The sequence below is a fragment of the Streptomyces sp. NPDC047525 genome (genome assembly GCF_040643025.1).
Lineage (GTDB): Bacteria > Actinomycetota > Actinomycetes > Streptomycetales > Streptomycetaceae > Streptomyces > Streptomyces durmitorensis.
In genome coordinates this window covers 507,767-532,808 of sequence record NZ_JBEYTL010000003.1, presented here as the reverse complement: position 1 = coordinate 532,808, position 25,042 = coordinate 507,767, and the positions used below count along the sequence as shown (strand labels likewise).

Below are 25,042 nucleotides of genomic sequence, written 5' to 3'. Positions count from 1 at the left end.
CTGCCGAAAAGGGGACGGTGGGGTTCAGAGCGCGATGCCCGAACGGACCACGCGCAGGGGCTTCTTGAGGACCGTCACGTCGGACAGCGGGTCGCCGTCCAGGAGGATCACGTCACCGGCGAAGCCGCGCGCGAGGCGGCCCGCCGTGCGCTCAAGGCCGAGCAGCTTCGCGGCCCCGGTGGTGGCCGTGCGGATCGCGTCGAGCGCCGGGAGCCCGGCCGCGTGCATCAGCTCCACCTCGCGGCCGATGGGCTTGATCTTCCCGCCGGAGGAGTCCGTGCCCGCCGCGAGCGGCACGCCCATCTCGTGCGCGGCGAGCACGGCCCGCTTCAGGACCGGCAGGTACTGGCGGCCGCGCTCGGCGAGCACCGGGTCCGGGGAGCCGGCGAGACCGGCGATCGCGGTGAGGGTCGGCGTGAAGTACGTGCCCCTGCGCCGCATCTCGTGCAGCGTGCGCTCGCCGACGAACGCGCCGTGCTCCAGCGAGCGGATGCCCGCCATGACGGCGTCGTGGCAGCCCTTCTCGCTGTAGCTGTGGCAGAGCACGCCCTTGCCGCCGCGCCGGGCCGCCGCGACCACGGCGGACAACTGCTCGCGGTCGTACACCTGGGCCAGCGGGTCCTGCTCGGGCAGGCCCGCCCGCTCGTTGACCCGGGTCTTGATGACGTCGGCGCCACGGGCGAGGTTGACCTCGACGACGCGGCGCAGCGCCTCGGGCGAGCGCACGCCGTCCCGCAGCCTGGCCAGCGGGGTCAGCTCCGGGTCGGCGAGGATCGTGTCGCCCAGGTCGGGCGTGACAAAGACACCGGCGGCGCGCAGCCGGGGCGCCTGCTCCGGGGCCTGGCGGGCCAGCTCCCGCACGGCGATGTCCTGGAAGAAGTTGGTCGAACCGCTGCGGGCGCTGGTCGCGCCGAGCAGTACCGCGTCGCGGGCCTCGGCGGCGGTGTTGAGGTGGATGTGCCCCTCGACGAGGCCCGGCAGGATCCACTGCCCGTGCGCGTCGATCACCTCGGCCCCGTCCGGCACCTCGCCCCGGCCGCGCCTGCCCGCCGAGCGGACGACGCCGTCCACGACGACGACCACCGCGTCCTCGGTCACCTCGCCGGTCGCGGGGTCCAGGAGGGTGCCGCCCTCGATGACCAGATCGCCGCCGGTCCGCCGCCCCTCGCGAGCGGTGGTGCCGGATGCGGCGGCGTCGGCCCGCGGCGCGGAGGCGGCCAGCGCGGCCGTGGTCCCGGCGAGCGCCGCCGCACCCGCGAGGACGCCGCGGCGGGTGAGCCGGGAGGAGGGCGGAGGAATGGACTCGACGCACATGGGACTGCTCCAGGACGTGTTGCGGAGGGAACGCGTCCGCAGTTTGTATACCAAGCTGGAGCCGCCCGCAAGGAAGGGCGGGGCAGGATAGGGGTCCTGTAGTCGAATGTCCTGGAATGATGGCGAGGGATTTCCTCACTGGTATACGAAAAGGGGAGGCGGGGTCCTGCCTCGGTCACGCCTCCTCGGTCACGCCTCGAAGAGCGACCGCAGCGCCACCGCCTGGCTGTCCCGCACGTGCAGCAGCGTGCTCGCCGCCGCGGTCTCCTCGTCGCCCGCCGCGATCTGCCGGTAGATCAGGCCGTGCTGGGCCCGCATGTGGTCCGGCTCCGCGCGCATGCCGAACAGGAGCTGGAGCTGCCAGCTCAGCTGCTCCATCGTGCGGGCCAGCAGAGGATTGCCGGAGAGGGTCACGATGCCCTCGTGGAAGGCCGTGTGCGCGGCGACCTCGCGCGGCCCGTCGTCCACGTCCGACGCCTGCTCGGCCTGGCCGAGCGTGGCCCGCAGCGCGGCGAGCCCCGGCGGCTCGTCCGGCGCGCTTTCCGCCACCCGGCGCGCGGAGAGCCGGGACGCCTGGACCGCGAGCGGCTCCCACACCTCGTACAGATGCCGCACGTCGGAACGCTCCAGGCGGCGCACCCGCACCCCGCTGTGCGGCAGGAGCTCGAGGAGGCCCTCGGCGACCAGCGCGCGCATCGCCTCCCGCACGGGAACCCGCGACATCCGCAGCTCCTCGGCGACCTCACGCTCCACCAGGCGCGCGCCCAGTGGATAGCGGCGGTCCACGATGCGCTGCCGGACGGCCTCGCGCGCCTGGGCGCTCAACGACACCCGTTCCGTACCGCTCGCACTGCCCGCCACGTGCACCGTCCTCCGTTCGGCCTGCCTGCCGTGGAGGATACGGGGCGGCCGGGGCGGTCAGGTCGCGGCGCGCCGGTCCACGTACTCGAAGACCGCGCCGTCCGGATGCATCGCGATGAGATTGCGGCCCACCGGGGTCGGGACGGGGCCCGCGATGACATGGGCGCCGGACGCGTTCAGGACGGCGTACGCCTCGTCGACGTTCTCCACCGCGATCGTCGCCGAGACCTTCCGGAGGATCTCGATCTCCTTCTCGGGACCGCTCATCAACAGAAAGCACCCGACCGCCGCGACCGACACGCCCCCACGCTCGAAACGCTGCGCGGGACCGCCCGCGAGACGTTCGTAGAAGGCGACCGAGGACTCCAGGTCCTCGACGCAGATACGCAGCGTGGCTCCCAGGATCTCCATACGGGCGAGCCTAGTTGGCCGGGCCCGGACGCGAGATCGTTTCCGGCGACTTCCGGGACATCCACCCCGTGGCGGCCACCACATCGGCCGCGATGTCCGCGACCCGCCGCCCGTCCGTCGCCACGCGAAGCGTGCCGTCGGCCGCGTGCTCCTCCAGGCGGCGGGCCATGAAAGCGCTCCGGCGCAGCTGCTGTTCGAGCTCCGAGCCCAGCTCGCGGCGGGTGAGGCGTTCCTCGACGGTGGCATCCGTCGCCGTGAGGAGCACACGGATGATGCGCGGCCCGCGCAGGGCGCTGACGAACATCCACTCCTCGCTGCCGAGCACGCTCGCCGTGTTCGTGTAGACGAGGCGGCGGCAGCCGAGATCGCTGTAATTCCCCCACATCGCCGCGAGGTTGCGCTCGGTGATCCGCGCGCGGTGCGGGTCGCCCTCCGGTGCCGGGTGGACCGTGTCCAGGGTGTCGCCCTCGATGTACGCGTGCCCCACGTCCGCCGCCCGCAGCAGCGCCGCGACCTCCCAGCCGACCGAGGACTTGCCGACCCCGGAACGGCCTCCGATGAGCAGTGCTTCCGTCGTGTGCATGGAGGGGAGCGTGGCAGGCCGGTGCGGTCTCACGCGACCCGGTATTCCTCGACCTCCTCGGTGCGCCGCAGCTCCAGGCCGTGGCCGATGCCGCCGTCGGGGCGGACGACGCCGCCCGTCGGATCGAGGGCGCCGTCGAAGAACATCGACTCGACCCGCACATGGTCGTGGAGCCACTCGATGTGCCGCAGATTCGGTACGCACGCGGCGACCGCGGCATGCGCGTGCGGGGCGCAGCGGGCCGAGACCTCGATGCCGTGCGCCTGCGCGAGGGCCGCGGCGCGCAGCCACTCGGTCAGACCGCCGCAGCGCGTCGCGTCCAGCTGGAGGCAGTCCACGGCGGGCACCATCCGCGCGAAGTACGGGAGGTCGTAGCCGTATGCGCCGGCCGTCACGTCGCAGACCAGCGCGTCCCGCACCAGCGCGAGCCCCCGCAGGTCGTCCGACGGCACCGGCTCCTCGAACCAGCCCACCCCGTGCTCGGCGAGGACCCGGCCCACCCGGACCGCCTGCTTGCGGGTGTAGCCGCCGCTCGCGTCGACGTACAACTCGGCCTGCGAGCCGATGACGTCACGCGCGGTGCGCACCCGCAGCACGTCGCGGGCCGCGGCCCGCCCCCAGTCCTCGCCGACCTTTATCTTGACGCGGGGTATGCCCTGGCCGTGCACCCAGCCGTTCAGCTGGGCCGCCAGATGCGTGTCGTGGTACGTCGTGAAGCCTCCGCTGCCGTAGACGGGGACCTCGTCGCGGGCCGCGCCCAGGAGACGTATGAGCGGGATCTCCAGGAGGCGTGCCTTCAGGTCCCACAGGGCGATGTCGATCGCCGACACGGCGCACGAGGCGGCGCCGGGGCGGCCGGTGTTGCGGATCGCCTTCGTCATCGCCGCGTGCGCCGCGGGGATGTCGAGGGCGTCGAGTCCCGTGACGGCGGGGACGAGCTGCTCGGCCATCAGGGCCACGGTGGACGCGGGAGCGTAGGTCCAGCCCGTGCCCGTCGCGTCGCCCGCGGTGACCTCGACGAACACGATCGTCGTGCTCTCCCACGCGAAGGTGCCGTCCGCCTCGGGGGCGTCCGCGGGCACCAGGTACGCGGACATGGCGGGGCTTTCGATGGGCACTGCGTCCTTCATCGGGACCGTCCTGGATCACATGCGGGGGTGGGGGGCCGTGGGGCGGCGCGGCGTCGGCTCTCGCCCGCACCTGCGGTGGCGTCCCCGGACGGGTATCCCGAAGCCCGCCGGGCAAACGGCGTGCGTACCGGGGGCAGGGCCCGGAGTCCGGCGGAGTTTGGCGGCGGTCCGCCGGGGCAACCGGGAGTCCCGCGTGCCCGTGCCGACGGGAGGTCCCGCGCGGCGGAAGCCGGCGGCCCGACGCGACCGGCGGACCGCCGCGACCGAACGCCCCCAGCCAAGGAGGACCCGCCATGACCACCAGTGAACTCGCCCAGCTCGCACGGCAGTTGCGGGTCGACTCCGTCCGGGCTGCGGATGCCGCGGGATCCGGCCACCCCACCTCGTCGATGTCCGCCGCCGACCTGATGGCGGTGCTCCTGGGGCGCCACCTGCACTACGACTTCGACCGGCCCGACCATCCGGGCAACGACCGCTTCATCCTCTCCAAAGGACATGCGTCGCCGCTCCTGTACGCGGCGTACAAGGCGGCGGGCGTGGTCACCGACAGCGAGTTGCTGACCTTCCGCACCCAGGGCAGCCGTCTGGAGGGACACCCGACGCCGCGCCGCATCCCGTGGGTGGAGACCGCCACCGGATCCCTGGGGCAGGGGCTTCCGGTCGGCGTCGGCATGGCGCTCTCGGGCAAGCGGCTCGACCGGATCCCCTATCGGGTCTGGGTGCTGTGCGGCGACAGCGAGCTTGCGGAGGGCTCGGTGTGGGAGGCGGTCGAGCACGCCGGGTACGAGCACCTGGACAACCTGACCGCCCTCGTCGACGTCAACCGCCTGGGGCAGCGCGGCCCCACCCGCCACGCGTGGGATCTCGGCGCCTACGCCCGCCGGTTCGCCGCCTTCGGCTGGCACGTCGTCGAGGTCGACGGCCACGACCTGGACGCGGTCGACCTCGCCTTCCAGGAGGCCCGCTCCACCACCCGGCAGCCCACGGCCATCCTCGCCCGCACCGTCAAGGGCAAGGGTGTCGCCTCCGTCGAGGACCGCGAGGGCATGCACGGCAAGCCCCTGCCGGAGGCACGGGCGGCGATCGAGGAGCTGGGCGGCGCGCACGACGTCCGCGTCGAGGTGCGCAAGCCCGCCGCCGCGCGGGCGCTGCACGCGACGCGCACCGGCCATCTGGAGCTGCCGCGCCACGAGGTGGGCGAATCGGTCGCCACCCGCACCGCCTTCGGCCAGGCGCTCGCCGCGCTCGGCACCGCGCGCGGCGACATCGTGGCCCTCGACGGGGAGGTCGGCGACTCCACGCGGGCGGAGTACTTCGCCAAGGAGCACCCCGACCGCTACTTCGAGTGCTACATCGCCGAGCAGCAACTCGTGGCTGCCGCCGTGGGGTTGGCGGCCCGCGGCTGGGTTCCGTACGCGTCGACGTTCGCGGCCTTCTTCACCCGCGCCCACGACTTCATCCGCATGGCGGCGATCAGCGGCTCCGGCATCAACCTCGTCGGCTCCCACGCGGGCGTCGCCATCGGCCAGGACGGTCCTTCCCAGATGGGGCTCGAAGACCTGGCGATGTTCCGCGCCGTGCACGACTCGACGGTCCTGTATCCGTGCGACGCCCACCAGACGGGGCGGCTCGTCGCGCAGATGGCGGGCCTGGACGGCGTGCGCTACCTCCGTACGTCGCGCGGGGAGACGCCCGTCATCTACGGGCCCGGAGAGGAGTTCCCCGTCGGCGGCTCCAAGGTCCTGCGCTCGTCCGACGCCGACCGGCTCACGCTGGTGGCGGCGGGCGTGACCGTCCACGAGGCGCTGACGGCCGCCGAGTTCCTGGACCGTGAGGGCATTCAGGTGCGGGTCATCGACCTGTACTCGGTCAAGCCCGTCGACCGCGCCACCCTGCGCGAGGCCGCCGACCGCACCGGCTGTCTGCTCACCGTCGAGGACCACCGGCCGGAGGGCGGCATCGGTGACGCCGTCTTCGAGGCCTTCGGTGACGGGAGCCCGGTGCCGCGCCTGGTGCGGCTCGCGGTGCGGACGATGCCGGGATCGGCGTCCCCCGACGAGCAGTTGCGCGCCGCCGGAATCGACGCCGAGTCCATCGCGGCGGCGGCGCGGCTGCTCGTGGAGCAGGCGGTGGTGCGGTGAGGCCGGTCAGTGCTGCGTGGGCTTGCCGGGCCGTCCGTGCTTCGTGGGTTCGCCGGACCGTCAGCGCTTCCCGGGCTTCGCGGTCCGCGCCCTGAACCAGGCGTTGGCCGTGGGCGCGAACATCAGGACCATCGCCGCGAGCACCGCGCTCAGATGCAGTACGCGGCTGGCGCCGAACAGGACGTCCACCACGTCCAGGTCCCGGAAGGCGTCGCCCAGCGGATGGTCGGCCAGCCACCGGACGGGCTCGACCACCAGGGACAGCGTGCCGAGGACACCGAGCCCCACGGCGAGCGTCAGGCGGGCCCAGTTCCTGCCGCGGCGCAGCTGGACGGCGACCAGGACGGCCGCCGAGAACACGGTCATCCGTACCAGCAGGCCGCCCGCGATCTCCCCGGCGGACGTGTCGCCGTCGGAGATCAGCCGGCCGACCATGAGCACCGTCTCGAAGAAGCCCGCCACGACCGCGGTGATCCAGAGCGCGAACGCGGCGCGGACGGCCGGGGGAGGGGCGGGCTCCCCGCCGCCGGACCGGGGAGTGGGGAGGGGGCGCCGGATCCCCGGCCGCGCCGAGCTCTCGGCGGGCCCGTCAGGGCGCCCCTGCCCCGGATGTCTCTGCGTTCCGTTCGCCATGGTCTGCCTCGCTCACTCCGGTCCGACCTGAACCGTCCCTCTGAATCCTTCCGGCGCACGCGGCCCGGGGCACGCCCGTCAGCCCCCGTCCTCAGGTGTCGTCAGCACCCCTACGCAGCATGAAAGGAACCCCACATGACCAGCGCACGAACCCTGCGGGCGGGAGGCCACACCGTCCAGCTGCACCGGCCCGACAAGGTCCTCTTCCCGGCCGACGGCACGGCGGGCCGCACGACCGACGGATCGGCGGGCCACACGCAAGCGGGCTACACGAAAGGGGACCTCGCCGACTACTACCGGGCCGTGGCCCCGTTCATGCTGCCCCACCTGCGCGGCCGCCCCTTAATGCTGGAGCGGCACCCGGACGGCGTCGACGGGCCCCGCTTCATGCAGAAGGACACCCCCGGCCACTACCCGGACTGGATCACCCGCGCCGAGGTCGCCAAGGAGGGCGGCACCGTCACGCACACCGTCTGCGACGACACCGCCACGCTCCTCTACCTCGCCGACCAGGCCTGCCTCACGCTGCACCGCTGGACGTCCCGCGTCGGCGGCACCGGCGGCGTCACCCATCCCGACCGGCTCGTCTTCGACCTCGACCCGGCCAAGGACGACTTCGGCCCCGTGCGCGACGCGGCGCGTCTCCTGGGCGAACTGCTCGACCACGTCGGGCTGCCCTCCGCCCTGATGACCACGGGCTCGCGCGGACTGCACGTCATCGTGCCCCTCAACGGCCGCCACGACTTCGACGACGTACGCGCCTTCGCCAAGGACGTCGCCGAGACCCTCGCCCAGGCCCACCCCGAGCAGCTCACCACGGCCGCCCGCAAGAAGGACCGCGGCGACCGTCTCTACCTGGACGTGCAGCGCAACGCGTACGCGCAGACCGTCGTCGCCCCTTTCTCGGTCCGCGCACGGCCCGGCGCGCCGGTGGCCGTGCCCGTCGCCTGGGAGGCCGTCGACGACCCCGCGCTCGGCGCCCGCCGCTGGACCATCGAAGGCGCCGTCGAGCAGGCCCGCACCGACCCCTGGGCGGGACTCCTGCGCTCGGGCCGCGCCCTGGGCCCGGCCCGCCGCAAGCTGCGCGCGCTGCGCGGCTGAGGTTTGGCCATGGCGCGCGGGGTCACTCGGACTCGGCGCGCGGTGTGAGAGGTGAGGAGAGGGAGCAGTGAGCACGTACATCTACGGCATCGTCGGAAGCAGTCATCCGAACCTGCCGGACGACGTGAGGGAAACGAACGCCGGGGACGCCGGTGACACCGGGAGCGGTGCGAACGGCGCGAACGGCATGAACGGCATGGACGGCATCGGTGAACCGCCCCTCCCCGTCAGGGTCGTGCGGCGCGGTGAACTCGCCGCGCTCGTCAGCGACGCTCCCGGAGACCTGAAGCCCAAGCAGCGGGACCTGCTCGCGCACCAGAACGTCCTGTCCGAGGCCGGCCTGTGGGGCGCCGTGCTCCCGATGCGCTTCGGCAGCCTCGCGCCCGACGACGAGGCGGTCCTCACGGTCCTGGCGGAACGGGCCGAGCACTACACGGAGCGGCTGCGCGCCCTTGACAGCAGGGTCGAGTACAACGTGAAGGCCTCCCACAACGAGCGCGCCGTCCTGCACCAGGTCCTCGCGGAGAACCCGGAACTACGGGCCATGGTCGAGGCCAACCAGCTGGCAGGGGGCGGCAGTCACGAGCACAAGCTGCGCCTCGGCGAGAAGGTCGCCGCGACCGTGCGGGCGCGCGAGTCGAGCGACGCCGATCATGTGCGGCGCGCCCTTGAGGCGACCACCGAAGCGGTCTACGCGGGGCCCGAGGGGACGGGCTGGCCGGCCGACCTCTCCTTCCTCGTGCACCGCGACGCGGCCGTGGGCTTCCTTTCCGCGGTCGACGAACTGCGCGCCGATCAGCCCCACTTGGACCTGCGGGTGCGCGGCCCGCTGCCGCCGTACAGCTTCGTCGAGTCCGCCGGTCCGGACCCGGCCGAGCCCGCGGGCTGAGACCCGCGGGCTCGTGGACATGCTGGACATTCAGGGTTCCGAGTACGGCTACCACCGGTGGGCGGCTACCAGCGGTACCAGCGGGAGCGCGACCCGGTGGCCGTGGTGCTGCGCATCAGGAAGCCGACCAGCCAGATGACGAGCACGGCGATGGCGACCCACCAGAGAATCTTCACGGCGAACCCCGCGCCGAAGAGAAGCAGGGCAAGCAGAAGGACGAGCAGAATAGGAACCATAGTGTCTTACCTCCTGCTGCCCCGGGTATCCCCAACGGGTCGATCCACGCGCGGAATCAAGAACTCGTGTGCGACTGTGCGCCACGCCACTTCACTCGACTCCCTGCGTCACTTCCGGCAGAGCACCTCTCCGTGCAGCACGGCGAACCACCCGTCGTCCCGCGTCCCCCACTCCCGCCACGCGTCGGCGAAGGAGCTCAGCTCACCGGCGTCGGCGTGCCCGCCCTCGACGGCGCGTCCCGCGTAGGCGGACGCGACCGTGCGGTCCGCCCAGAGCCCGCTCCACCAGGCGCGCTCCTCCTCCGAGCTGTAGCACCAGGTGCTCGCGCTCGCGGTGACGTCGTCGAAACCGGCCTCCAGGGCCCAGGACTTGAGGCGGCGCCCCGCGTCCGGCTCCCCGCCGTTGGCGCGGGCCACCCGCCGGTACAGGTCCAGCCAGCCGTCCATGGCGGGGGAGTTCGGATACCAGGTCATCGCCGCGTAGTCCGCGTCGCGGGCGGCGACGATGCCGCCCGGCGCGCAGACGCGCCGCATCTCGCTCAGGGCGCGCACCGGGTCGCCGACGTGCTGGAGCACCTGATGCGCGTGGACGACGCAGAAGGAGTCGTCGGGGTAGTCCAGGGCGTGCACGTCCGCGACGGCGAACTCCATGTTCTCCAGGCCGCGTTCGGCAGCCGTCGCGCGGGCGCGGTCCAGGATGCCGGGCGCGTGGTCGACGCCCGTGACGTGGCCGTCGGGGACGAGCTCGGCCAGATCGGCGGTGATGGTGCCGGGGCCGCAGCCGATGTCCAGGATCCGCATGTGCGGCTTCACCGAACCGACGAGATAGGCGGCCGAGTTGGCGGCGGTCCGCCAGGTGTGGGAGCGCAGCACGGACTCGTGGTGTCCATGCGTGTAGACGGCGGTCTCCTCCGGCATGACGGGAACTCCTTCACGTTCGCTGCCGCTCGCTGCGGTGAATCGAACGGTACGCCGCCATGTCGAATAATGAGACCCGCGTATCACCATGTGGTCACCCGGTGGCTGGGCCACCCCGAACCACAGCAGGCCGTGGTTCGCGCTGCGGCTCAGGCGGGGCAGAAGGCGGTCGGCGCCCGGCCGGTGCCGGGTTGCGACGGCGTCGAGGTGCGGTGGTCCAGGGCGACGAGGCGGGTTCGCGGAGGCATGGGGCGCGGGTGCCCCGGCGGACGGTTTCCTTTCCCCGGCCGCAGGACGCGTCGGAAAACCGACCCCTTCGCCAGCCGAGGGCGGCGGGCGGGACGAAACGCATTTGCAGCAACCCGTGCCACCCACAGACAATCCCCGCATGGGACATCTGGAAGCCGCGCACATCGAGTACTACCTGCCGGACGGCCGAGCTCTGCTCGGCGATGTCTCCTTCCGTGTCGGTGAGGGCGCCATCGTCGCCCTCGTCGGGGCGAACGGCGCGGGCAAGACCACCCTGCTCCGCCTGATCTCGGGCGAGATCCAGCCGCACGGCGGCACCGTCACCGTCAGCGGCGGTCTCGGCGTCATGCCGCAGTTCGTGGGGTCGGTGCGCGACGAGACGACCGTGCGCGACCTGCTCGTCTCCGTGTCGAACGCCCGCATCCGCGAGACTGCGAAGGCCGTGGACGTCGCCGAACACCTGATCATGACCGTCGACGACGAGGCCGCCCAGCTCCAGTACGCCCAGGCCCTCTCCGACTGGGCCGAGGCCCACGGCTACGAGGCCGAGACGCTCTGGGACATGTGCACCACCGCCGCCCTCGGCATCCCGTACGACAAGGCGCAGTTCCGCGAGGTCCGCACGCTCTCCGGCGGCGAGCAGAAGCGCCTGGTGCTCGAAGCCCTGCTGCGCGGCGGCGACGAGGTGCTGCTCCTTGACGAGCCGGACAACTACCTCGACGTCCCCGGAAAGCGCTGGCTTGAGGAGAAGCTCAAGGAGACGCGCAAGACCGTCCTGTTCGTCTCGCACGACCGCGAGCTCCTCGCCCGCGCCGCCGAGAAGATCGTCAGCGTCGAGCCGGGGCCCGCGGGCGCCGACGCCTGGGTGCACGGCGGCGGCTTCGCCACCTTCCACGAGGCGCGGCGCGAGCGGTTCGCGCGCTTCGAGGAGCTGCGCAGGCGCTGGGACGAGAAGCACGCCCAGCTGAAGAAGCTCGTGCTCAGCCTGCGGCAGGCCGCCTCGATCAGCCATGAGCTCGCCTCGCGGTACGCCGCGGCGCAGACCCGCCTGCGCAAGTTCGAGGAGGCCGGGCCGCCGCCCGAGCCGCCGCGCGAGCAGGACATCACGATGCGCCTTCAGGGCGGGCGGACCGGCATCCGCGCCATCACCTGCGAGGGCCTCGAACTGACCGGCCTGATGAAGCCCTTCGACATCGAGGTCTTCTACGGCGAGCGCGTCGCCGTCCTCGGCTCGAACGGCTCCGGCAAGTCGCACTTCCTGCGCCTCCTCGCCGGCGGCGACGTCGCGCACACCGGCGCCTGGAAGCTCGGCGCGCGCGTCGTCGCGGGCCACTTCGCGCAGACCCACGCCCACCCCGAGCTCTTCGGCCGCACGCTCCTGGACATCCTGTGGCGCGAGCACGCCCAGGCCAAGGGGCCCGCCATGTCACGCCTTCGCCGCTACGAGCTCACGGGCCAGGCCGAGCAGCGCTTCGAGCGGCTCTCGGGCGGCCAGCAGGCGCGCTTCCAGATCCTGCTCCTGGAGCTGGAGGGCTCCACCGCCCTGCTGCTCGACGAGCCCACCGACAACCTCGACCTGGAGTCGGCCGAGGCGCTCCAGGAGGGCCTCGAAGCGTACGAAGGGACGGTGCTCGCGGTGACGCACGACCGCTGGTTCGCCCGCTCCTTCGACCGCTATCTCGTCTTCGGCAGCGACGGCCTCGTGCGCGAGACGCCGGAGCCGGTCTGGGACGAGCGCCGGGTGGAGCGGAAGCGGTAGCGCCGCCTGCCGCCAGGAGGACAATGGCGGGCATGGCAGACACGACTGGCACAGCGGGCCCGTCCGACGGGGCGGGCGACCCGCTCCTCGCCCGGCACTCGGCCGCCCTCGAACTGTTCACCGACCGGGTGCACGCGGTCGGCGCCGATCAGTGGGACGCGCCGACGCCGTGCGCCGACTGGTCCGTGCGCGACCTCGTCAACCACCTCGCCGCCGAGCAGCTCTGGGTGCCCTCGCTCGTCCGCGACGGCGCCACCATCGACTCCGTCGGCGACGCCTTCGACGGCGACGTCCTCGGCCCCGACCCCGTCACCTCCTGGGACACGGCCGCGGCCGCGTCCCGCGAGGCGTTCCGCGAGCCGGGCGCCCTGGACCGCACGGTTCAGCTCTCCTTCGGCGAAACCGCGGCGGACTTCTACTGCGGGCAGATGATCGGCGACCTCGTCGTGCACGCCTGGGACCTGTCCCGGGCGATCGGAGCGGACGAAAAGCTTCCGGAGGACCTCGTCGCCTTTTCCGTACGGGAAATCAAGCCGTACGCTGCGGACCTGGCGAAGACCGGGCTCTTCGCCCCCGCGGTGGAAGCGCCGCAGGACGCCGACGCGCAGACGGAGCTGCTGAGTCTGCTGGGGCGCGAGGTGTAGCCGCGGGGGAGCGCGAGTGACGGCGGGGGAGCGGGTGATCACGCGTGAGTGCTGAGACGCTGAGGACGTCCTTCAGGACCGCGGACGTGGACGAGGCACGGCAGATGATCGGTGCCACGTTCTACAGCAATTTCATGGATGTCATCGACGGGCCGCGCGCCTTCCGGGCCGAGTTCGACATCGGGCAGCTCGGTGCGCTGACCCTCGGCGAGCTCAGCTGCGGCGCCGATGTGCGCATGCGGCTCGGCGAACTGGGCGCCTACCACGTGAACATACTGCTCGGCGGGCACATGAGCTTCCGGCAGGGCGGCGGCGCGGGCACCGTAGCGACGGCCGAGCGGGCCGGGGTGTTCCAGCCCGTCGGCGACACGGTGGTGGAGCGGTGGACCGGCGACTGCCGGGTCCTGGCGGTGAAGATGGACCGCGAAGCGCTCGACCGGCGCCTCGAGCAGCTCCTCGGCAGGCCCGTGCGCGCCCCGCTGACGCTCGCCCCCGAGCTCGACACCACCCGCGGCCCCGGCCGCAGTTGGGCCCGGCTCGTCACCACGGTCATCGAGGACCTGCGCGACGAGGAGCCGGGAGCACCGCGGGCCCCGGCGTCGCTCTACACGTCGCCGCTGGTCGCGGCGCCCCTCCAGGAGGCGATCCTGAACGGGCTGCTGCTCTGCGCGGAGCATCCCTTCCGTGACGAACTCGCAGCTCCCGTGCAGAAGTTGCGCCCGGCACCGGTGAAGCGCGCGATGGACGCCGTCCAGGAGCGGCCCGAGCATCCCTTCACCCCGGCCGGGCTCGCCGCCGAGGCGCGGGTCGGGGTGCGCTGGCTGCAGGAGGCGTTCCGCCGCTACGTGGGCATGTCCCCCATGGCGTACGTGCGGGACGTGCGGCTGACCCGGGTGCGCGACGAACTGCGGGCCGCTGAGCCCGGCGCGCTCAGTGTGAGCGAGGTGGCGCACCGGTGGGGCTTCAGCCATCTGGGCAGGTTCGCCGAGCAGTACCACGCCCGGTTCGGGGAGCTGCCGTCCAAGACGCTGCGGGGCTGAACGGCGGAAAGCGGGCAGCACCGCCCGCCGCCCGGACCGTGCGTTATCCGGACAGCGGCCGCGCTCAGCGGATCGTGACCATGAGGCGACTGATTTATCGTTTCAGCTGTCACCGGTTGGGCCGGTCGCTGCCCACGGGTCCATAACCCGCCCCAGGGGCACGGCCGTGACGGACCGCCGGGGATGATCCGGCCCGGCCCCAGGCCGGGCCGGGCCCGCGCCGCGGGTCCGGTCGCTCCCCCCGCACCACCGTGCAACCGGACCCGCTCCCTCAGGACCGGGCCGGGCCCCCGCCCGGCCGAGGGCCGGGGCAGCGGTGTGCCCGGCTTCAGGCCGATGCGGCGAGATCGCTGAGGGTCACCATGCCCACCGGCTGCCCGTTCTCGACGACGGGCAGCCTGCGCACGGCGTTCTCGAGCATCAGGCTGACCGCGGACGACACCGCGTCGTCCGGGGCGACCATCACCGGGTTCGGGGTGCAGACGGCCTGCGCGCTGACGGTGAGGGGGTCGGCGCCGTCGGCGACGGCCCGCAGCGTGATGTCCCGGTCGGTGAGCACGCCGACCACGCGACCGGCCGTGGCCACCAGGACATGGCCGATGTCCTGCGCGCGCATCAGCTGGGCCGCTTCCACCAGTGAGGCATCGGGGCCCACCGCTATGACGCCCGGAGTCATGACGTCCCTTACGACAACAGCCATGGTTGCGGCCCTTCCTGCGGGGGTGAGTGCGTCCCGCCGCAGTACCCCTGTGCGGCCGGTCCATGCGGGTTTGCCCGGAAGAAGTCGGGGGACCCGGCCGGTGCACCCGCCACGGCACACCTGTGTTTGCGCCCAGGACCTCGGGGCAGGCGAAGTAGACAGTGCTTCGGACCGGAGGCACGTCCGTGGGAGCGATCCGCGCTCGCCCCGGGTGTGCCCGCCGCGACTGTGCGCGCCTCCCACGGTGACCCCTCAACCCAAGGCACCCCACAAGGGAGTTGCGACGCATCATGCGATCCGACGCGCGACAGACGAAGCGCCATCCGCACGACGACGCCCCCGACACCGCCGCCGCTTTCCGCAGGCTCACCGAGATGCCTCAGGGTCCCGAACGCGACGCTCTGCGCCAGGAGTTGGTCAAGGCCTGGCTGCCGATGGCCGAACGGCTCGCCGGCCGGTTCCGCAACCGCGGCGAAGCCCTTGACGACCTGCGTCAGGTCGCGGCACTCGGCCTGGTCAAGGCCGTCGACCGGTACGACCCCGAGCGCGGCAGTGCCTTCGAGAGCTATGCCGTGCCGACCGTCACCGGCGAGATCAAGCGCCACTTCCGCGATCACATGTGGACCCTCCATGTGCCGCGCCGTGTACAGGACTTGCGCAACCGGGTGCGGTTCGCCCGGCAGGACCTGGCCCAGACCGTGCCCGGACGCGCGCCGACCCTCGCCGAGATCGCCGAGAAGGCGCAGCTCTCCATGGAGGACGCGGCCGCTGGCCTCGAGGCGCTCGACAGCTTCACCGCGCTCTCCCTGGACGCCGAACTGCCGGGCAGCGAGGACGGATACGCGCTGCGGGACGTCCTGGGCGCGCCCGACCCCGCGCTCGACGTCGTCATCGACCGCGAGGCCGTCAAGCCCCGCATCGCCGCGCTGCCCGAGCGGGAGCGCGACATCCTCTACATGCGGTTCTTCGGCGACATGACGCAGAGCCGCATCGCCGAGCAGCTCGGCATCTCGCAGATGCACGTCTCCCGTCTGATCAGCCGCTGCTGCGACCGCCTGCGCGACCAGGTCATGCAGGACGCCGCCTAGTCCCTCTCGGCGGCCCGGCGGCCCGGCGGTCGGGACATGGCCAGCGCGATGTGGCGCGCCATCACGTCCACCGCCTGCGCCTCGGCCATCGAGAAGGCGAGCCGCGCCCCGCTCCTGAACAGCGTGAGCACACCCTCCACCGGGCCGTCAGGGCGTCCCCGCAGCGGCACGCACAGCAGGGACGTCACCTGCGCGCGTACGAGGACGGGGGCGCCGGACGGGTCCCGGCCGAAGGAGTCCGGGTCCTCCGGGCGGACCTGGAGCATGGGCGCCCCGCCGCGTGCCGCCTCGACGACGAGGGGGCACGCGGCGGGGTCCTGTGCCAGGACGTCGCCGACCGGTGCGTCCTTCGGCCCGAGGACGGTCCTGCGCCGCGCCCGTGCGGCCCCCTCGTCAGCGATCACCCAGTCCGCGAACCGCGGGTGCAGCACGGCTGCCGCCCGTTCGAGCACGGCCGCGCGGTCCCCGGCGGGAGCGGTGAGCAGCGCCGTGGTCATGGCGTCCGCGAGGTCCATCCGGGCCGTGTGCCGGGTCGCCTCGCCGAGGTCGGGGGCGTGCGTGCGGAAGTTCTCCTGCGGAGCCGCGCCCGAGCTGGCGGGCGGCGTGCCCGGCTGCAGCGCCACCAGGACCGCCGTACGCGGTTCGGCGCCGGGCCGCAGCGCGGTGAGCGTCGCGCGGACCGGGAGGTGCGGAGTGCGCTGGAGGTGGACGGTGAGGCTGCGGTCGCCCTCGCCGCGGGCGACCGCCGCGGTCTGCGAGCGGAACGCGACCCGGTCCGCGTGCAGCAGGAATCCGGTCAGCGGCCTGCCGGTGGCGTAGCCCGCGCGGACGCCCGTGAAGCCGGTCGCGGCGAAGTTCATCCGCCGGACCACCGCCTCCCGGTCGACCAGGGCGACGGGCAGGGGAAGCCGCTGGAAGAGGGCCCGCAGGAGCCGCTCCTCGTCCCGGTCGGACGTGCCGCCGCCCAAGTGGCCCTCGGCGGCGAGACGTTCGTAGAGCGGCCTCAACTGGTCGGCGACATGGTCGAGTTCGAAGATCGCCGCGTCGAGAACGGTGCCGAGGTCGTCCGTCGGCACGGAGCGTGCCGACTTCAACTCGGCGACGCGGCGCACGAAATCCGCAATCTCTTCACCGAACTCCTCCATTTTGGCCATGTGCAGAACGTATCCGCTGCGGCTGTTTTCCGGGGGTACTCACGGGAAGGCGGAGAGAAGGCGGAGGAGGAAGAACACGATGCCACTCTTACCGGAACCGGACCTGGCAGGACCGGAATCAGCTCTGCCGGGACGCAGGCTCTCGGAACTCGCCGAACAGGCCGTGCGCTGCACCCCCGCGTGCTGCGGCGCGGGCACGACCGTGTCGGAAGGCGGCAGTGAACACCCCGCGTCGGTGACCCATCCCGACCTGGCCGGTCTGGTCTCCGTCCAGCTGCGCTCGGGCGACGGGCCCATCCCGGACGCGCAGGAGCGGGGCGCGCCGGTGGAGACCGGTGACCTTCTGCGGGACGAACGGTGGCCCCAGTACCGCGCCATGGCGCTCGACTCCGGCGTACGCTCCAGCATCACGCTCCCCTTCCAGCGTGCGGGGCTCACGGTCACGCTGACCCTGTTCAGCTTCCGCCCCGGCGCCCTGGACGACGTGCCGCACGGCCCCGCCCAGGCGCTCGGCGACCTCGCCACGACGGGCCTGGTCCGCGACCGCCGCTACCGCGCGGCCCTCGCCGAGCTGGACCACCTCGGCACGGCCCTGCGCACCCGCCCCGTGGTCGACCAGGCCTGCGGCATCATCATGCACGTCCTGAGCTGCGACGTGGACAAGGCCTTCGCGATGCTGCGCCGCATCTCCCAGACCACGAACCGCAAGCTCTCCGACGTCGCGTCGGCGGTGGTGGAGACGCGCGGGAAGGGCCTTGAGCGGGAGCTGGCGGGACTGGCCGCGGAGGAAGGCTGACCGCTCTCTTCCCGGGGCGGGCCCCAGGACCGGGCAGGCCCCGGGAGGAGAAACCACTCGGCCGGAGGCTCCCGCGCGCGCGGAGCGGCCCGTCACGTTTCGATGGGTTCATGCGGACGGAACCCGAAGGCCGTGGCCCTGTCCGGTACGGACCTCCCCTGCCGGAGCCAGGCCTCCCGGTCCTGCCCGAGCTGTCCGCCGTGCTCGCCGGCGCCGCGGGCCGCGCCCACGCCGAACCGCCCGGCGGCAGCCCCGCCCTCCTGGACGCCGCGAGCGGCTACTGGGCCCGGCGCGGCCTCCCGGGGGAGCGGGACCAGGTCGCCGCCGCGCCCGGGGCCGCGCCGCTGCTGCTCGCGCTGACCGCCGCGCTCGGCGGCGGCGACGTGCTGCTCCCGCGTCCCTGCCCCGCCTGGTGGGCGCCGCAGGTGCGGCTGCTCGGCCGGTCGGTGTACCACGTGCCGACGCCCGCCGAGTGCGGCGGCGTCCCCGATCCGTACGCCCTCCTGGAGACCGTCCGCCGTATCCGCGCCGAGGGCGGCACTCCCCGCCTGCTCGTGCTCTCCGTCGCCGACGACCCGACGGCCACCGTGCCGCCGCCGGAACTGCTGCACGAAGCCGTGGAGGCGGCGGCGGACGAAGGGCTGCACATCGTCAGCGACGAGACCTGGCGCGACACTCTGCACCGCCCGCACGACACCCTGCTCATCGGCCCCGCCGAGATGGCCCCCGAGCGGGTGACGGTCCTGACCGACCTCTCCGGGGCCTTCCTGCCGCCGGGCTGGCCCGCCGCGGTCGCCCGCTTCCCGGCCGGTGCGCGCGGCGCGGCGCTGCGGGCCCGCACCCTGGACGTCCTCACCGCGCTCGGGGCATGCGTCGCGGCGCCGGTCGGGGCGGCGGCGTCGTACGCGCTGGGAGAGCCGGACGAGGTGACCGACCGCCTCGACCGCGCGACCCGCCTGCACGCGCGGGTGGCCGCCGCCGCGCAGCGCGAGGTGCTCGCTGCGGGCGCGCTCGCCCTGCCCCCGCGGGCGGGCCGCCACTTCTACGTGGACCTCGGCCCCCTCCGCCCGGCCCTCGCCGCACGCGGCGTGGGCGACTCGCAGGACCTGGAGGACTTCCTCGGCGAACGCCTGGCGATGCCCGCACCCGGCGGCCACCGCTTCGGCGACGACCTGGGCGCGCTGCGCGTACGCCTGTCCACGGGACCGCTGCTCGGCTCAACCCGGCAGGAGCGGATGACGTCTCTCACCGCACCGGACGCGCTGGAATTGCCGCACGTGGAACGGGCGTTGAGCATGCTTGGATCGGCCTTCGACGATCTCCGCGCAGCAGCACAGCGAATGGAGCCTCCTCGGTGAAGCAACAGACGCAGACGGACCAGACGCAACAGGACGACCACGCGATCCACCCACGGCGAGCGGGCCGGACGGAGCAGCCAGAACAACCGCAGCCGACGGCGCGGGCAGCGGATACCGGGCATGCGGACGCGCGGTCCGTGGCCGCCGGGCGTGCGGGCGTCGGAAGCGAGGGCCCCCGGCATGCGGATGACGGGTCCGCGGAAGCGGGTGGGGCAGGCACTTGGCGCGCGGACACCCGGCGTGCGGCCGTTGGGCACGCGGGCAGCCCGCACGTGGATGCGGGGCGTGCGGACGTTCGGCCTGTGGACGCCGAGCAGGCGGACAACCGACACGTGGATGCTGGGTCCGCGGAAGCGGGTGGGGCAGGCACTTGGCGCGCGGACACCCGGCGTGCGGCCGTTGGGCACGCGGGCAGCCCGTACGTGGATGCGGGGCGTGCGGACGTTCGGCCTGTGGACGCCGAGCAGGCGGACAACCGACACGTGGATGCTGGGTCCGCGGAAGCGGGTCGGGCAGGCACTTGGCGCGCGGACACCCGGCGTGCGGCCGTTGGGCACGCGGGCAGCCCGCACGTGGATGTGGGGCACGTGGACGCGGGGCGTGCGGACAAGCGGAATGCGGATGCCGGGTCCGGGGATGCTGGGCACGCAGGCATGGGGCGTGCGGATGCCGGGCGCGCGGATCCCCGGAGTGCGGATGCCGGGCACACAGATCCCCGGCATGCCGACACCCGGCATGCAGCCGCCCGCCGCGCGGATGCCCGGCCCGCAGACCCCCGCCCCGGCGACACCAGGTCCGCCGAAGCCGGGCCCTGCGTTCTCTCCTCCGCCGTTCTCCTCGACCGCCCGCCCGCAGCGCCCGCAATGCCACTGGCACCCCCGACGCCCCTCGCCCCGCCCCGCGCCCCCGGCGCCCCCCGCCTGTGGCCCAAGTCGTTCGCCGATCGGCTCACCGCGCCGTTGCCGGGGCTGCGGGCCCTCGCGCGGTTTGCTCGGGAGGGGGCTCTGCGGCCCGGTCCCGAAGGTCTTGCCGACATTCAGCGGTTGCCCTTCGAGCCGGGTCCCCTGCCGCGCGTGGATTCCCGCACCGTCGCCGTCACCTGGGTCGGGCACGCCAGTTGGGTGGTGCGGGTCGGTGGGCTCACCGTTCTGACCGATCCCGTCTGGTCGCGCAAGATTCTCGGCACCCCGGCCCGCGTCACGCCCGCGGGCGTGGCCTGGAGTGCGCTGCCGCGGGTCGACGCGGTCGTCATCAGCCACAACCACTACGATCACCTGGACGCCCCGACCCTCGCCCGACTCCCCAGACAGACACCGGTGTTCGTGCCCGCCGGGCTCGGCCGGTGGTTCACGCGCCGCCGGTTCAGTCGCGTCACCGAGCTGGACTGGTGGGAGGCCGCCGAACTGGGCGGCGTACGCCTCGACTTCGTGCCCGCCCACCACTGGTCCAAGCGGAGTCTCGTGGACACGTGCCGGACGCTTTGGGGCGGATGGGTTCTCACCGACGGCGACGGGCAGCGCGTCTACTTCGCGGGCGACACCGGATACGGCCACTGGTTCGAGCGGATCGGCGCCCGCTATCCGGGCATCGACCTCGCGCTCCTGCCGATCGGCGCCTACCACCCGAGATGGTGGCTCAGCGACGTCCACTGCGACCCGGAGGAAGCGGTACGGGCCGCGGCCGACGTCGGGGCGCGCCGCCTCGCCCCGATGCACTGGGGGACGTTCCTGCTGTCGGGCGAGCCCGTCCTCGAACCGCTGACCCGGGTGCGCGCGGCATGGGAGAAGGCGGGACGGTCCCGTGAAGACCTGTGGGATCTGCCGGTCGGCGCGTCCCGCGTGCTCGCCTAGGAAGACGCCGTACTAGGAAGACGCCGTACGCCTGACCTTGCGCCACACCGTCGGCGCCACGCTGATCAGCACCGTCAGACCGACCGCCACCGCCACTCCCTGCCACGGCTCCGCGAAGAGGGAGCCGCCGAGAATGCCGATCAACTGGTACGTCACGGCCCAGGCGAGGCACGCGGGCACATCCCCGCGGGCGAACTCGCGCAGCGGCATCTTCGCCATGAGGCAGGCCAGCATCACCGGGATGCGCCCGGCGGGGACAAGACGGGACAGGACGAGGACCAGGACGCCGTGGTCCGCGAGCTTCTCCTGCGCCTGCGCAAGACGGTCCTCGGGCGCCCGGTCACGGATGGCCGCGAGCCAGCGCGAACCGTTCTTCGACCGCATCCCGCGCCGCCCGAGCCAGTACAGCGCCATGTCCCCGAGGAACGCGGCGAACGCCGATACGCCGAACACCATGAGCAGCGCGAAGGGCGCGTCCTGGTGGACGGCCACCACGGCGGCCGAGCTGACCAGCGCGCCCGTGGGCACCACGGGCACCAGCGCGCCGAGCACGATGAGCAGGAAGAGCGAGGGATAGCCGACCGCCTGCTGCGTCGACTCCGGCGGCACCTGGGCCGCCGCGGCGAGGATCACTGAGGCTCTCCCTTGGTGACCTCGGGCCGCACGCTCTCGCCGTGCCCCAGACGGTGCACCGCCACCTCGGGTGCGAGCCGCGCCGCCTGACGTACGAACTCCTCGCCCGGCGTGTGGAATTCATGCGGCCGTACGGCGTCCATGCCGATCGGCCAGTACGTCCCGTAATGCACCGGAACCGCGCTGCGCGGCGCGAGCCTCGCCAGCGCCACGGCCGCGCGCGCCGCGTCGAGGTGACCATGGCCGAGATACGGCCCCCAGCCGCCGACCGGAAGCAGCGCCACGTCGACGTCCCCGACCTCGTCGGCCATCGAGTCGAAGAGCCCGGTGTCCCCGGCGAAGTACGTCCGCGCCTCACCCCGCACGACGAAACCGAGAGCGGGCGTGCCGTGCGGTCCCACGGGCAGCCGCCGCCCGTCGTGCCGCGCCGTCACCACGCGGACGACGAGGTCGCCGACCCGCACCTCGTCACCCGGCACGACCTCGATGAGATGCAGGTGGGAGAGCCTGCGCGCCAGCCCCGGCACGTGCCGGCGGGCGCCGCGCGGGAGCAGCACGCGCGTGCCGGGGGCGATCCGCGCGAGGGACGGCAGATGCAGATGGTCGGCGTGCAGATGGGACACGAGCACGGCATCGGCGACGGCCGCCTCGGGGGGCGGGAGCGCGCCCCTGCGCCGGCGCAGATGGGCCAGGCGCGGGGCGAACAGCGGGTCGGTGAGCACCCGGAACCCCGAATCCTCGACCGTGCAGGTGGCATGACCCCACCAGGTGATCTCCACCGGCACTCCGGTTCCTCCTTCGCGCGACTGTTTACGAGCCTACGGCCAGGAGTAGGGTCTTCGGCTGACGCCAGTGGTGAGGACGCCAGAGGTGAGGGGAACGCGATGGGAGATGCCGCGAGCGTGACAGTGGTGCGGGTCGCGGCGATCGCCAGCCTGACACCGCTGGAGGAGCTGGACGCCGACCCCTTCCTGGTGGACTCCCGCAGCCAGCACGCGATGTGCGCGCAGTGGGCCACCGCCCGGGGATACGTCATCACCCGGGAGCTCGTCGTCCGGGGGCTGCCCGCCGACCACGCCGTGCTCTGGACGGACGTCGACGAGGGCCTGGTGGACCTCTTCGTCGTGCCGAGCCGCCGGGTCCTCGACCGTGCGCTGCGCTCGCCGGACGAGTTCACCGCGGAGTGCGGGCGGCGCGGTGTGCGGATCGAGACGGCGGGCCTCGCGGAACCGTCGTACGACGCGGTGATGAAGGCCCACGTCCACCGGCGGCTCTCCATGCCGACCGCGGGATACGACGGCCGCTGATCCGTCCCCGCCCACCGGCCCGTTCACCCTGTGACACGCTGGTGTCCGGATCTGTCATGAAACGTGAGGCGGCGGGCGTGGGGCGAGGGCGATGGCGGGCGGTCGGCAGTGCTCTGTGGCGCTCGGTCGCCGTGTGGCTGGTCAGTACGCTCACCATGCTCGCGCTCGCCGGGATCCTGCCGGACTTCCAGCTGCAGTCCGACGACGGTGACAGCGCGACCCGCATCGCCGTCACCGCGGCCCTCGGCGCCGGCGCCTTCGGCCTGCTCTCCTCGCTGGTGTGGCCGCTGCTCGTGCGGGCGCTGCTCCTCGTGCCCGCGCTCGTGCTCGGTCTTCTCGCCTTCTTCCTCAACGGGTCGCTGCTCCTGCTAGCCCTGAGGCTGATCCCCGACGGCCGCGGTGACGCCAACCCGGAGACCGCCGTCGTGGTCGCCGCCGTCATGTCCGCCGTCGCCTCGGCCACCGGCGGTGCCCTCGCCGTCCGCGACGACGACGCCTACCGCCGCCGCCTCTACCGCCTCGCCGACCGCAGGCGCCGCCGCCGCTCCGAAGGGCAGGTCGGCCCCGTACCGCCCGGCACCGTCTTCATCCAGCTCGACGGCGTCGGCCACGACGTCCTGCGCACCGCCGCGGACAAGGGCCTCATGCCGACCGTCGCGGGCTGGCTCGGGCACGGGGGCGAGCCAAGCCATCGCCTCACGCCCTGGCGCACCGACTGGTCGAGCCAGACCGGGGCGAGCCAGCTCGGCATCCTGCACGGCTCGAACCACGACGTCCCCGCCTTCCGTTGGTACGAGAAGGACACCGGCGAGGTCATGGTCTCCAACCGGCCCGCGTCCGCCGTCGAACTCCAGCGCCGCGCCATCGAGCGCACCGGCGACGGCGGCCTGCTCACCCTGGACGGAGCCAGCCGCGGCAACCTCTTCAGCGGCGGCGCCGAGCAGCTCGCCCTCGTGCTCTCCATGGCCGCACGCCGCGGCAGAAAGAACCGCTCGCGCGCCGGGTACTTCGCCTACTTCTCCGACCCCGCCAACGCCGTCCGCACCGCCCTGTCCTTCGTCGCCGAAGTCGGCCGCGAGATCGGCGAATCGACCCGCGCCCGGATCAGGAAGCGCCGCCCGCGCATCGGCCGTGGCGGGCTCTACCCCCTCATCCGCGCCTTCGCGACCGTCGTCGAGCGCGATGTCGTCGTCGCCGCGGTCATAGGGGACATGCTCGCCGGGCGCAGCGCGGTCTACGCCGACCTCGTCGCGTACGACGAAGTGGCCCACCACTCGGGGCCCGTCGGCAGCGACGTGGACAAGGTGCTCCAGCGGCTCGACCGGTCCCTCGCGCTGATCGCGAAGGTCGCCGAACACGCCCCCCGCGCCTACCGCATCGTGGTCCTCTCCGACCACGGCCAGAGCCCGGGCGAGACCTTCCGCGCCCGCTACGGCCTCACCCTCGGCGACCTCGTCAGGGCGGGCTGCGGCCTTCCCGTGCCGCGCAGGGCCCAGCGCACGCACAGCGGCGCCGAGGCCCGCTCGACGGTCCGCACCGCCCTGCGCCGCCCCGTCGAGGAAGGCGCGGGAGAGCACCGCCCCGCCCGCCGCGCGGAGCCCATCGTGCTCGCGTCCGGCAACCTCGGCCTCGTCTCCTTCCCCGACGTCCCACGCCGCATGACCCGCGAGGAGATCGACCTGCGCCACCCGGCGCTGCTGCCCACCCTCGCCAACCACCCGGGCATCGGCTTCCTCCTCGTACGCAGTCAGGAGCGCGGCCCGGTCGTCCTCGGCGCGCGCGGCAGCGAGGTGTACCTCGACGAGGACGCGGGCGACCTCGGGCCGCTCGCCGACTTCGGGCCGGGCGCCGCCGACGCCGTGCGCCGCACCGACGGCTTCCCGCACGTCGCCGACATCATGGTCAACTCCTGGTACGACCCCCAGGACGGCGAAGTCCTCGCCTTCGAGGAGCAGATCGGCTCGCACGGCGGACTCGGCGGCGCCCAGGCCCATCCCTTCCTGCTCTCGCCCCTCGTGCTCTCCGCGCCGCTCGACGAGGGGCACGAACTCGTCGGCGCCGAGCGGGTCCACGACGTGCTCCGGCGCTGGCTCGGCGAGTACCAAGGACCCGAGATTCCGCTGGTGGGAGGGGTTGCCGGGGCTGCGGACGATTCCCGGTCGGGCGACGCGAGCGGCACAGCTTTTGCGGCCGTCGACCCTGCCGCGCAGGACAAAACACGCTGATTTTGCGCGGTTCCCGCCGTGT

The 25,042-nt window shown here is 73.3% G+C and carries 24 protein-coding genes; 12 read left to right on the top strand and 12 right to left on the bottom strand.

Going from position 1 to position 25,042, the window contains the following annotated elements:
• Positions 1-24 precede the first annotated feature (24 nt).
• The 5 genes from ABZ833_RS11300 to ABZ833_RS11280 form a co-directional block, all read right to left on the bottom strand.
• On the bottom strand, positions 25-1,314 hold the full coding sequence (locus ABZ833_RS11300; RefSeq protein WP_361044272.1) for an amidohydrolase family protein: 1,290 nt from the start codon (positions 1,312-1,314) through the stop codon (positions 25-27).
• 189 nt (positions 1,315-1,503) lie between these two features.
• Positions 1,504-2,175, bottom strand: a complete 672-nt coding sequence (locus ABZ833_RS11295) for a GntR family transcriptional regulator (RefSeq protein WP_249586716.1) — start codon at positions 2,173-2,175, stop codon at positions 1,504-1,506.
• A gap of 57 nt (positions 2,176-2,232) precedes the next feature.
• A complete protein-coding gene (locus ABZ833_RS11290) occupies positions 2,233-2,586 on the bottom strand; it encodes a VOC family protein (protein ID WP_361044268.1) in 354 nt (117 codons plus the stop codon).
• A gap of 10 nt (positions 2,587-2,596) precedes the next feature.
• Entirely contained in the window at positions 2,597-3,169 is a 573-nt protein-coding gene (locus ABZ833_RS11285; protein ID WP_361044266.1) for a hypothetical protein, read from the bottom strand.
• 29 nt (positions 3,170-3,198) lie between these two features.
• Positions 3,199-4,299 carry an enolase C-terminal domain-like protein gene (locus ABZ833_RS11280; protein ID WP_361044263.1) on the bottom strand — a complete coding sequence of 367 codons (1,101 nt, stop codon included), beginning with the start codon at positions 4,297-4,299 and terminating at the stop codon, positions 3,199-3,201.
• A 293-nt stretch (positions 4,300-4,592) separates the two neighbouring features.
• Between ABZ833_RS11280 and ABZ833_RS11275 the strand changes: the two genes are divergently transcribed.
• Positions 4,593-6,440 (top strand): transketolase, encoded by a 1,848-nt coding sequence (locus tag ABZ833_RS11275; protein WP_361044260.1) that lies wholly within the window; start codon positions 4,593-4,595, stop codon positions 6,438-6,440.
• A 60-nt stretch (positions 6,441-6,500) separates the two neighbouring features.
• Here the strand turns inward: ABZ833_RS11275 and ABZ833_RS11270 are convergent, their stop codons facing one another.
• Positions 6,501-7,073, bottom strand: a complete 573-nt coding sequence (locus ABZ833_RS11270; protein ID WP_361044258.1) for a hypothetical protein — start codon at positions 7,071-7,073, stop codon at positions 6,501-6,503.
• A gap of 135 nt (positions 7,074-7,208) precedes the next feature.
• On the opposite strand from ABZ833_RS11270, the gene ligD reads away from it, so the two are divergent.
• Both ligD and ABZ833_RS11260 read left to right on the top strand, forming a co-directional pair.
• Positions 7,209-8,174 carry a non-homologous end-joining DNA ligase gene (ligD, locus tag ABZ833_RS11265; protein ID WP_361044256.1) on the top strand — a complete coding sequence of 322 codons (966 nt, stop codon included), beginning with the start codon at positions 7,209-7,211 and terminating at the stop codon, positions 8,172-8,174.
• 67 nt (positions 8,175-8,241) lie between these two features.
• On the top strand, positions 8,242-9,063 hold the full coding sequence (locus ABZ833_RS11260; protein WP_361044253.1) for a GvpL/GvpF family gas vesicle protein: 822 nt from the start codon (positions 8,242-8,244) through the stop codon (positions 9,061-9,063).
• A gap of 65 nt (positions 9,064-9,128) precedes the next feature.
• Here ABZ833_RS11260 and ABZ833_RS11255 read toward each other — a convergent pair whose 3' ends face one another.
• Both ABZ833_RS11255 and ABZ833_RS11250 read right to left on the bottom strand, forming a co-directional pair.
• On the bottom strand, positions 9,129-9,299 hold the full coding sequence (locus tag ABZ833_RS11255) for a hydrophobic protein (protein ID WP_249586708.1): 171 nt from the start codon (positions 9,297-9,299) through the stop codon (positions 9,129-9,131).
• Between the two features lie 108 nt (positions 9,300-9,407).
• Complete coding sequence (locus tag ABZ833_RS11250) at positions 9,408-10,217, bottom strand: class I SAM-dependent methyltransferase (protein WP_361044249.1); 810 nt, start codon at positions 10,215-10,217, stop codon at positions 9,408-9,410.
• Positions 10,218-10,605: 388 nt separating this feature from the next.
• Between ABZ833_RS11250 and ABZ833_RS11245 the strand changes: the two genes are divergently transcribed.
• The 3 genes from ABZ833_RS11245 to ABZ833_RS11235 are packed head-to-tail and all read left to right on the top strand — an operon-like array spanning position 10,606 to position 13,909.
• Entirely contained in the window at positions 10,606-12,225 is a 1,620-nt protein-coding gene (locus ABZ833_RS11245) for an ATP-binding cassette domain-containing protein (protein ID WP_361044246.1), read from the top strand.
• Between the two features lie 32 nt (positions 12,226-12,257).
• Positions 12,258-12,869 carry a TIGR03086 family metal-binding protein gene (locus ABZ833_RS11240; RefSeq protein WP_361044243.1) on the top strand — a complete coding sequence of 204 codons (612 nt, stop codon included), beginning with the start codon at positions 12,258-12,260 and terminating at the stop codon, positions 12,867-12,869.
• Between the two features lie 44 nt (positions 12,870-12,913).
• The gene (locus ABZ833_RS11235) at positions 12,914-13,909 is read left to right on the top strand and encodes an AraC family transcriptional regulator (RefSeq protein ID WP_361044240.1); all 996 of its coding nucleotides are present in this window, start codon (positions 12,914-12,916) and stop codon (positions 13,907-13,909) included.
• Positions 13,910-14,237: 328 nt separating this feature from the next.
• Here ABZ833_RS11235 and ABZ833_RS11230 read toward each other — a convergent pair whose 3' ends face one another.
• Positions 14,238-14,609, bottom strand: coding sequence for a CBS domain-containing protein (locus ABZ833_RS11230; RefSeq protein ID WP_361044237.1), 372 nt, complete (start codon positions 14,607-14,609; stop codon positions 14,238-14,240).
• Positions 14,610-14,899: 290 nt separating this feature from the next.
• On the opposite strand from ABZ833_RS11230, the gene ABZ833_RS11225 reads away from it, so the two are divergent.
• Positions 14,900-15,697: an RNA polymerase sigma factor SigF gene (locus tag ABZ833_RS11225; RefSeq protein ID WP_361044234.1), complete on the top strand. Its 798-nt coding sequence runs from the start codon at positions 14,900-14,902 to the stop codon at positions 15,695-15,697.
• Here ABZ833_RS11225 and ABZ833_RS11220 read toward each other — a convergent pair.
• A complete protein-coding gene (locus tag ABZ833_RS11220) occupies positions 15,694-16,851 on the bottom strand; it encodes a GAF domain-containing protein (RefSeq protein WP_361044231.1) in 1,158 nt (385 codons plus the stop codon). The genes ABZ833_RS11225 and ABZ833_RS11220 overlap by 4 nt on opposite strands.
• Positions 16,852-16,930: 79 nt before the next feature.
• Between ABZ833_RS11220 and ABZ833_RS11215 the strand changes: the two genes are divergently transcribed.
• From ABZ833_RS11215 to ABZ833_RS11205, 3 genes are all read left to right on the top strand, one after another.
• On the top strand, positions 16,931-17,647 hold the full coding sequence (locus ABZ833_RS11215) for an ANTAR domain-containing protein (RefSeq protein WP_361044229.1): 717 nt from the start codon (positions 16,931-16,933) through the stop codon (positions 17,645-17,647).
• 110 nt (positions 17,648-17,757) lie between these two features.
• Positions 17,758-19,005 carry an aminotransferase class I/II-fold pyridoxal phosphate-dependent enzyme gene (locus tag ABZ833_RS11210; RefSeq protein ID WP_361044227.1) on the top strand — a complete coding sequence of 416 codons (1,248 nt, stop codon included), beginning with the start codon at positions 17,758-17,760 and terminating at the stop codon, positions 19,003-19,005.
• A gap of 863 nt (positions 19,006-19,868) precedes the next feature.
• Complete coding sequence (locus ABZ833_RS11205) at positions 19,869-20,855, top strand: MBL fold metallo-hydrolase (RefSeq protein ID WP_361044224.1); 987 nt, start codon at positions 19,869-19,871, stop codon at positions 20,853-20,855.
• Between the two features lie 12 nt (positions 20,856-20,867).
• Here ABZ833_RS11205 and ABZ833_RS11200 read toward each other — a convergent pair whose 3' ends face one another.
• On the bottom strand, positions 20,868-21,485 hold the full coding sequence (locus ABZ833_RS11200) for a VTT domain-containing protein (protein WP_361044789.1): 618 nt from the start codon (positions 21,483-21,485) through the stop codon (positions 20,868-20,870).
• Positions 21,485-22,273, bottom strand: coding sequence for an MBL fold metallo-hydrolase (locus ABZ833_RS11195; protein WP_361044222.1), 789 nt, complete (start codon positions 22,271-22,273; stop codon positions 21,485-21,487). The genes ABZ833_RS11200 and ABZ833_RS11195 overlap by 1 nt, the downstream gene beginning before the upstream one ends.
• A 117-nt stretch (positions 22,274-22,390) precedes the next feature.
• Between ABZ833_RS11195 and ABZ833_RS11190 the strand changes: the two genes are divergently transcribed.
• On the top strand, positions 22,391-22,795 hold the full coding sequence (locus ABZ833_RS11190; RefSeq protein WP_361044786.1) for a hypothetical protein: 405 nt from the start codon (positions 22,391-22,393) through the stop codon (positions 22,793-22,795).
• Between the two features lie 56 nt (positions 22,796-22,851).
• Positions 22,852-25,020, top strand: a complete 2,169-nt coding sequence (locus tag ABZ833_RS11185; RefSeq protein WP_361044220.1) for a phage holin family protein — start codon at positions 22,852-22,854, stop codon at positions 25,018-25,020.
• Positions 25,021-25,042 lie beyond the last annotated feature (22 nt).

Coding starts and splice junctions, on each gene's coding strand:
- ABZ833_RS11300 (WP_361044272.1), bottom strand. CDS start 1,314: ATGTGCGTCGAGTCCATTCCTCCGCCCTCCTCCCGGCTCACCCGCCGC.
- ABZ833_RS11290 (WP_361044268.1), bottom strand. CDS start 2,586: ATGGAGATCCTGGGAGCCACGCTGCGTATCTGCGTCGAGGACCTGGAG.
- ABZ833_RS11285 (WP_361044266.1), bottom strand. CDS start 3,169: ATGCACACGACGGAAGCACTGCTCATCGGAGGCCGTTCCGGGGTCGGC.
- ABZ833_RS11280 (WP_361044263.1), bottom strand. CDS start 4,299: ATGAAGGACGCAGTGCCCATCGAAAGCCCCGCCATGTCCGCGTACCTG.
- ABZ833_RS11275 (WP_361044260.1), top strand. CDS start 4,593: ATGACCACCAGTGAACTCGCCCAGCTCGCACGGCAGTTGCGGGTCGAC.
- ABZ833_RS11270 (WP_361044258.1), bottom strand. CDS start 7,073: ATGGCGAACGGAACGCAGAGACATCCGGGGCAGGGGCGCCCTGACGGG.
- ligD (WP_361044256.1), top strand. CDS start 7,209: ATGACCAGCGCACGAACCCTGCGGGCGGGAGGCCACACCGTCCAGCTG.
- ABZ833_RS11255 (WP_249586708.1), bottom strand. CDS start 9,299: ATGGTTCCTATTCTGCTCGTCCTTCTGCTTGCCCTGCTTCTCTTCGGC.
- ABZ833_RS11250 (WP_361044249.1), bottom strand. CDS start 10,217: ATGCCGGAGGAGACCGCCGTCTACACGCATGGACACCACGAGTCCGTG.
- ABZ833_RS11245 (WP_361044246.1), top strand. CDS start 10,606: ATGGGACATCTGGAAGCCGCGCACATCGAGTACTACCTGCCGGACGGC.
- ABZ833_RS11240 (WP_361044243.1), top strand. CDS start 12,258: ATGGCAGACACGACTGGCACAGCGGGCCCGTCCGACGGGGCGGGCGAC.
- ABZ833_RS11230 (WP_361044237.1), bottom strand. CDS start 14,609: ATGGCTGTTGTCGTAAGGGACGTCATGACTCCGGGCGTCATAGCGGTG.
- ABZ833_RS11225 (WP_361044234.1), top strand. CDS start 14,900: ATGCGATCCGACGCGCGACAGACGAAGCGCCATCCGCACGACGACGCC.
- ABZ833_RS11220 (WP_361044231.1), bottom strand. CDS start 16,851: ATGGCCAAAATGGAGGAGTTCGGTGAAGAGATTGCGGATTTCGTGCGC.
- ABZ833_RS11215 (WP_361044229.1), top strand. CDS start 16,931: ATGCCACTCTTACCGGAACCGGACCTGGCAGGACCGGAATCAGCTCTG.
- ABZ833_RS11210 (WP_361044227.1), top strand. CDS start 17,758: ATGCGGACGGAACCCGAAGGCCGTGGCCCTGTCCGGTACGGACCTCCC.
- ABZ833_RS11205 (WP_361044224.1), top strand. CDS start 19,869: ATGCCACTGGCACCCCCGACGCCCCTCGCCCCGCCCCGCGCCCCCGGC.
- ABZ833_RS11185 (WP_361044220.1), top strand. CDS start 22,852: ATGAAACGTGAGGCGGCGGGCGTGGGGCGAGGGCGATGGCGGGCGGTC.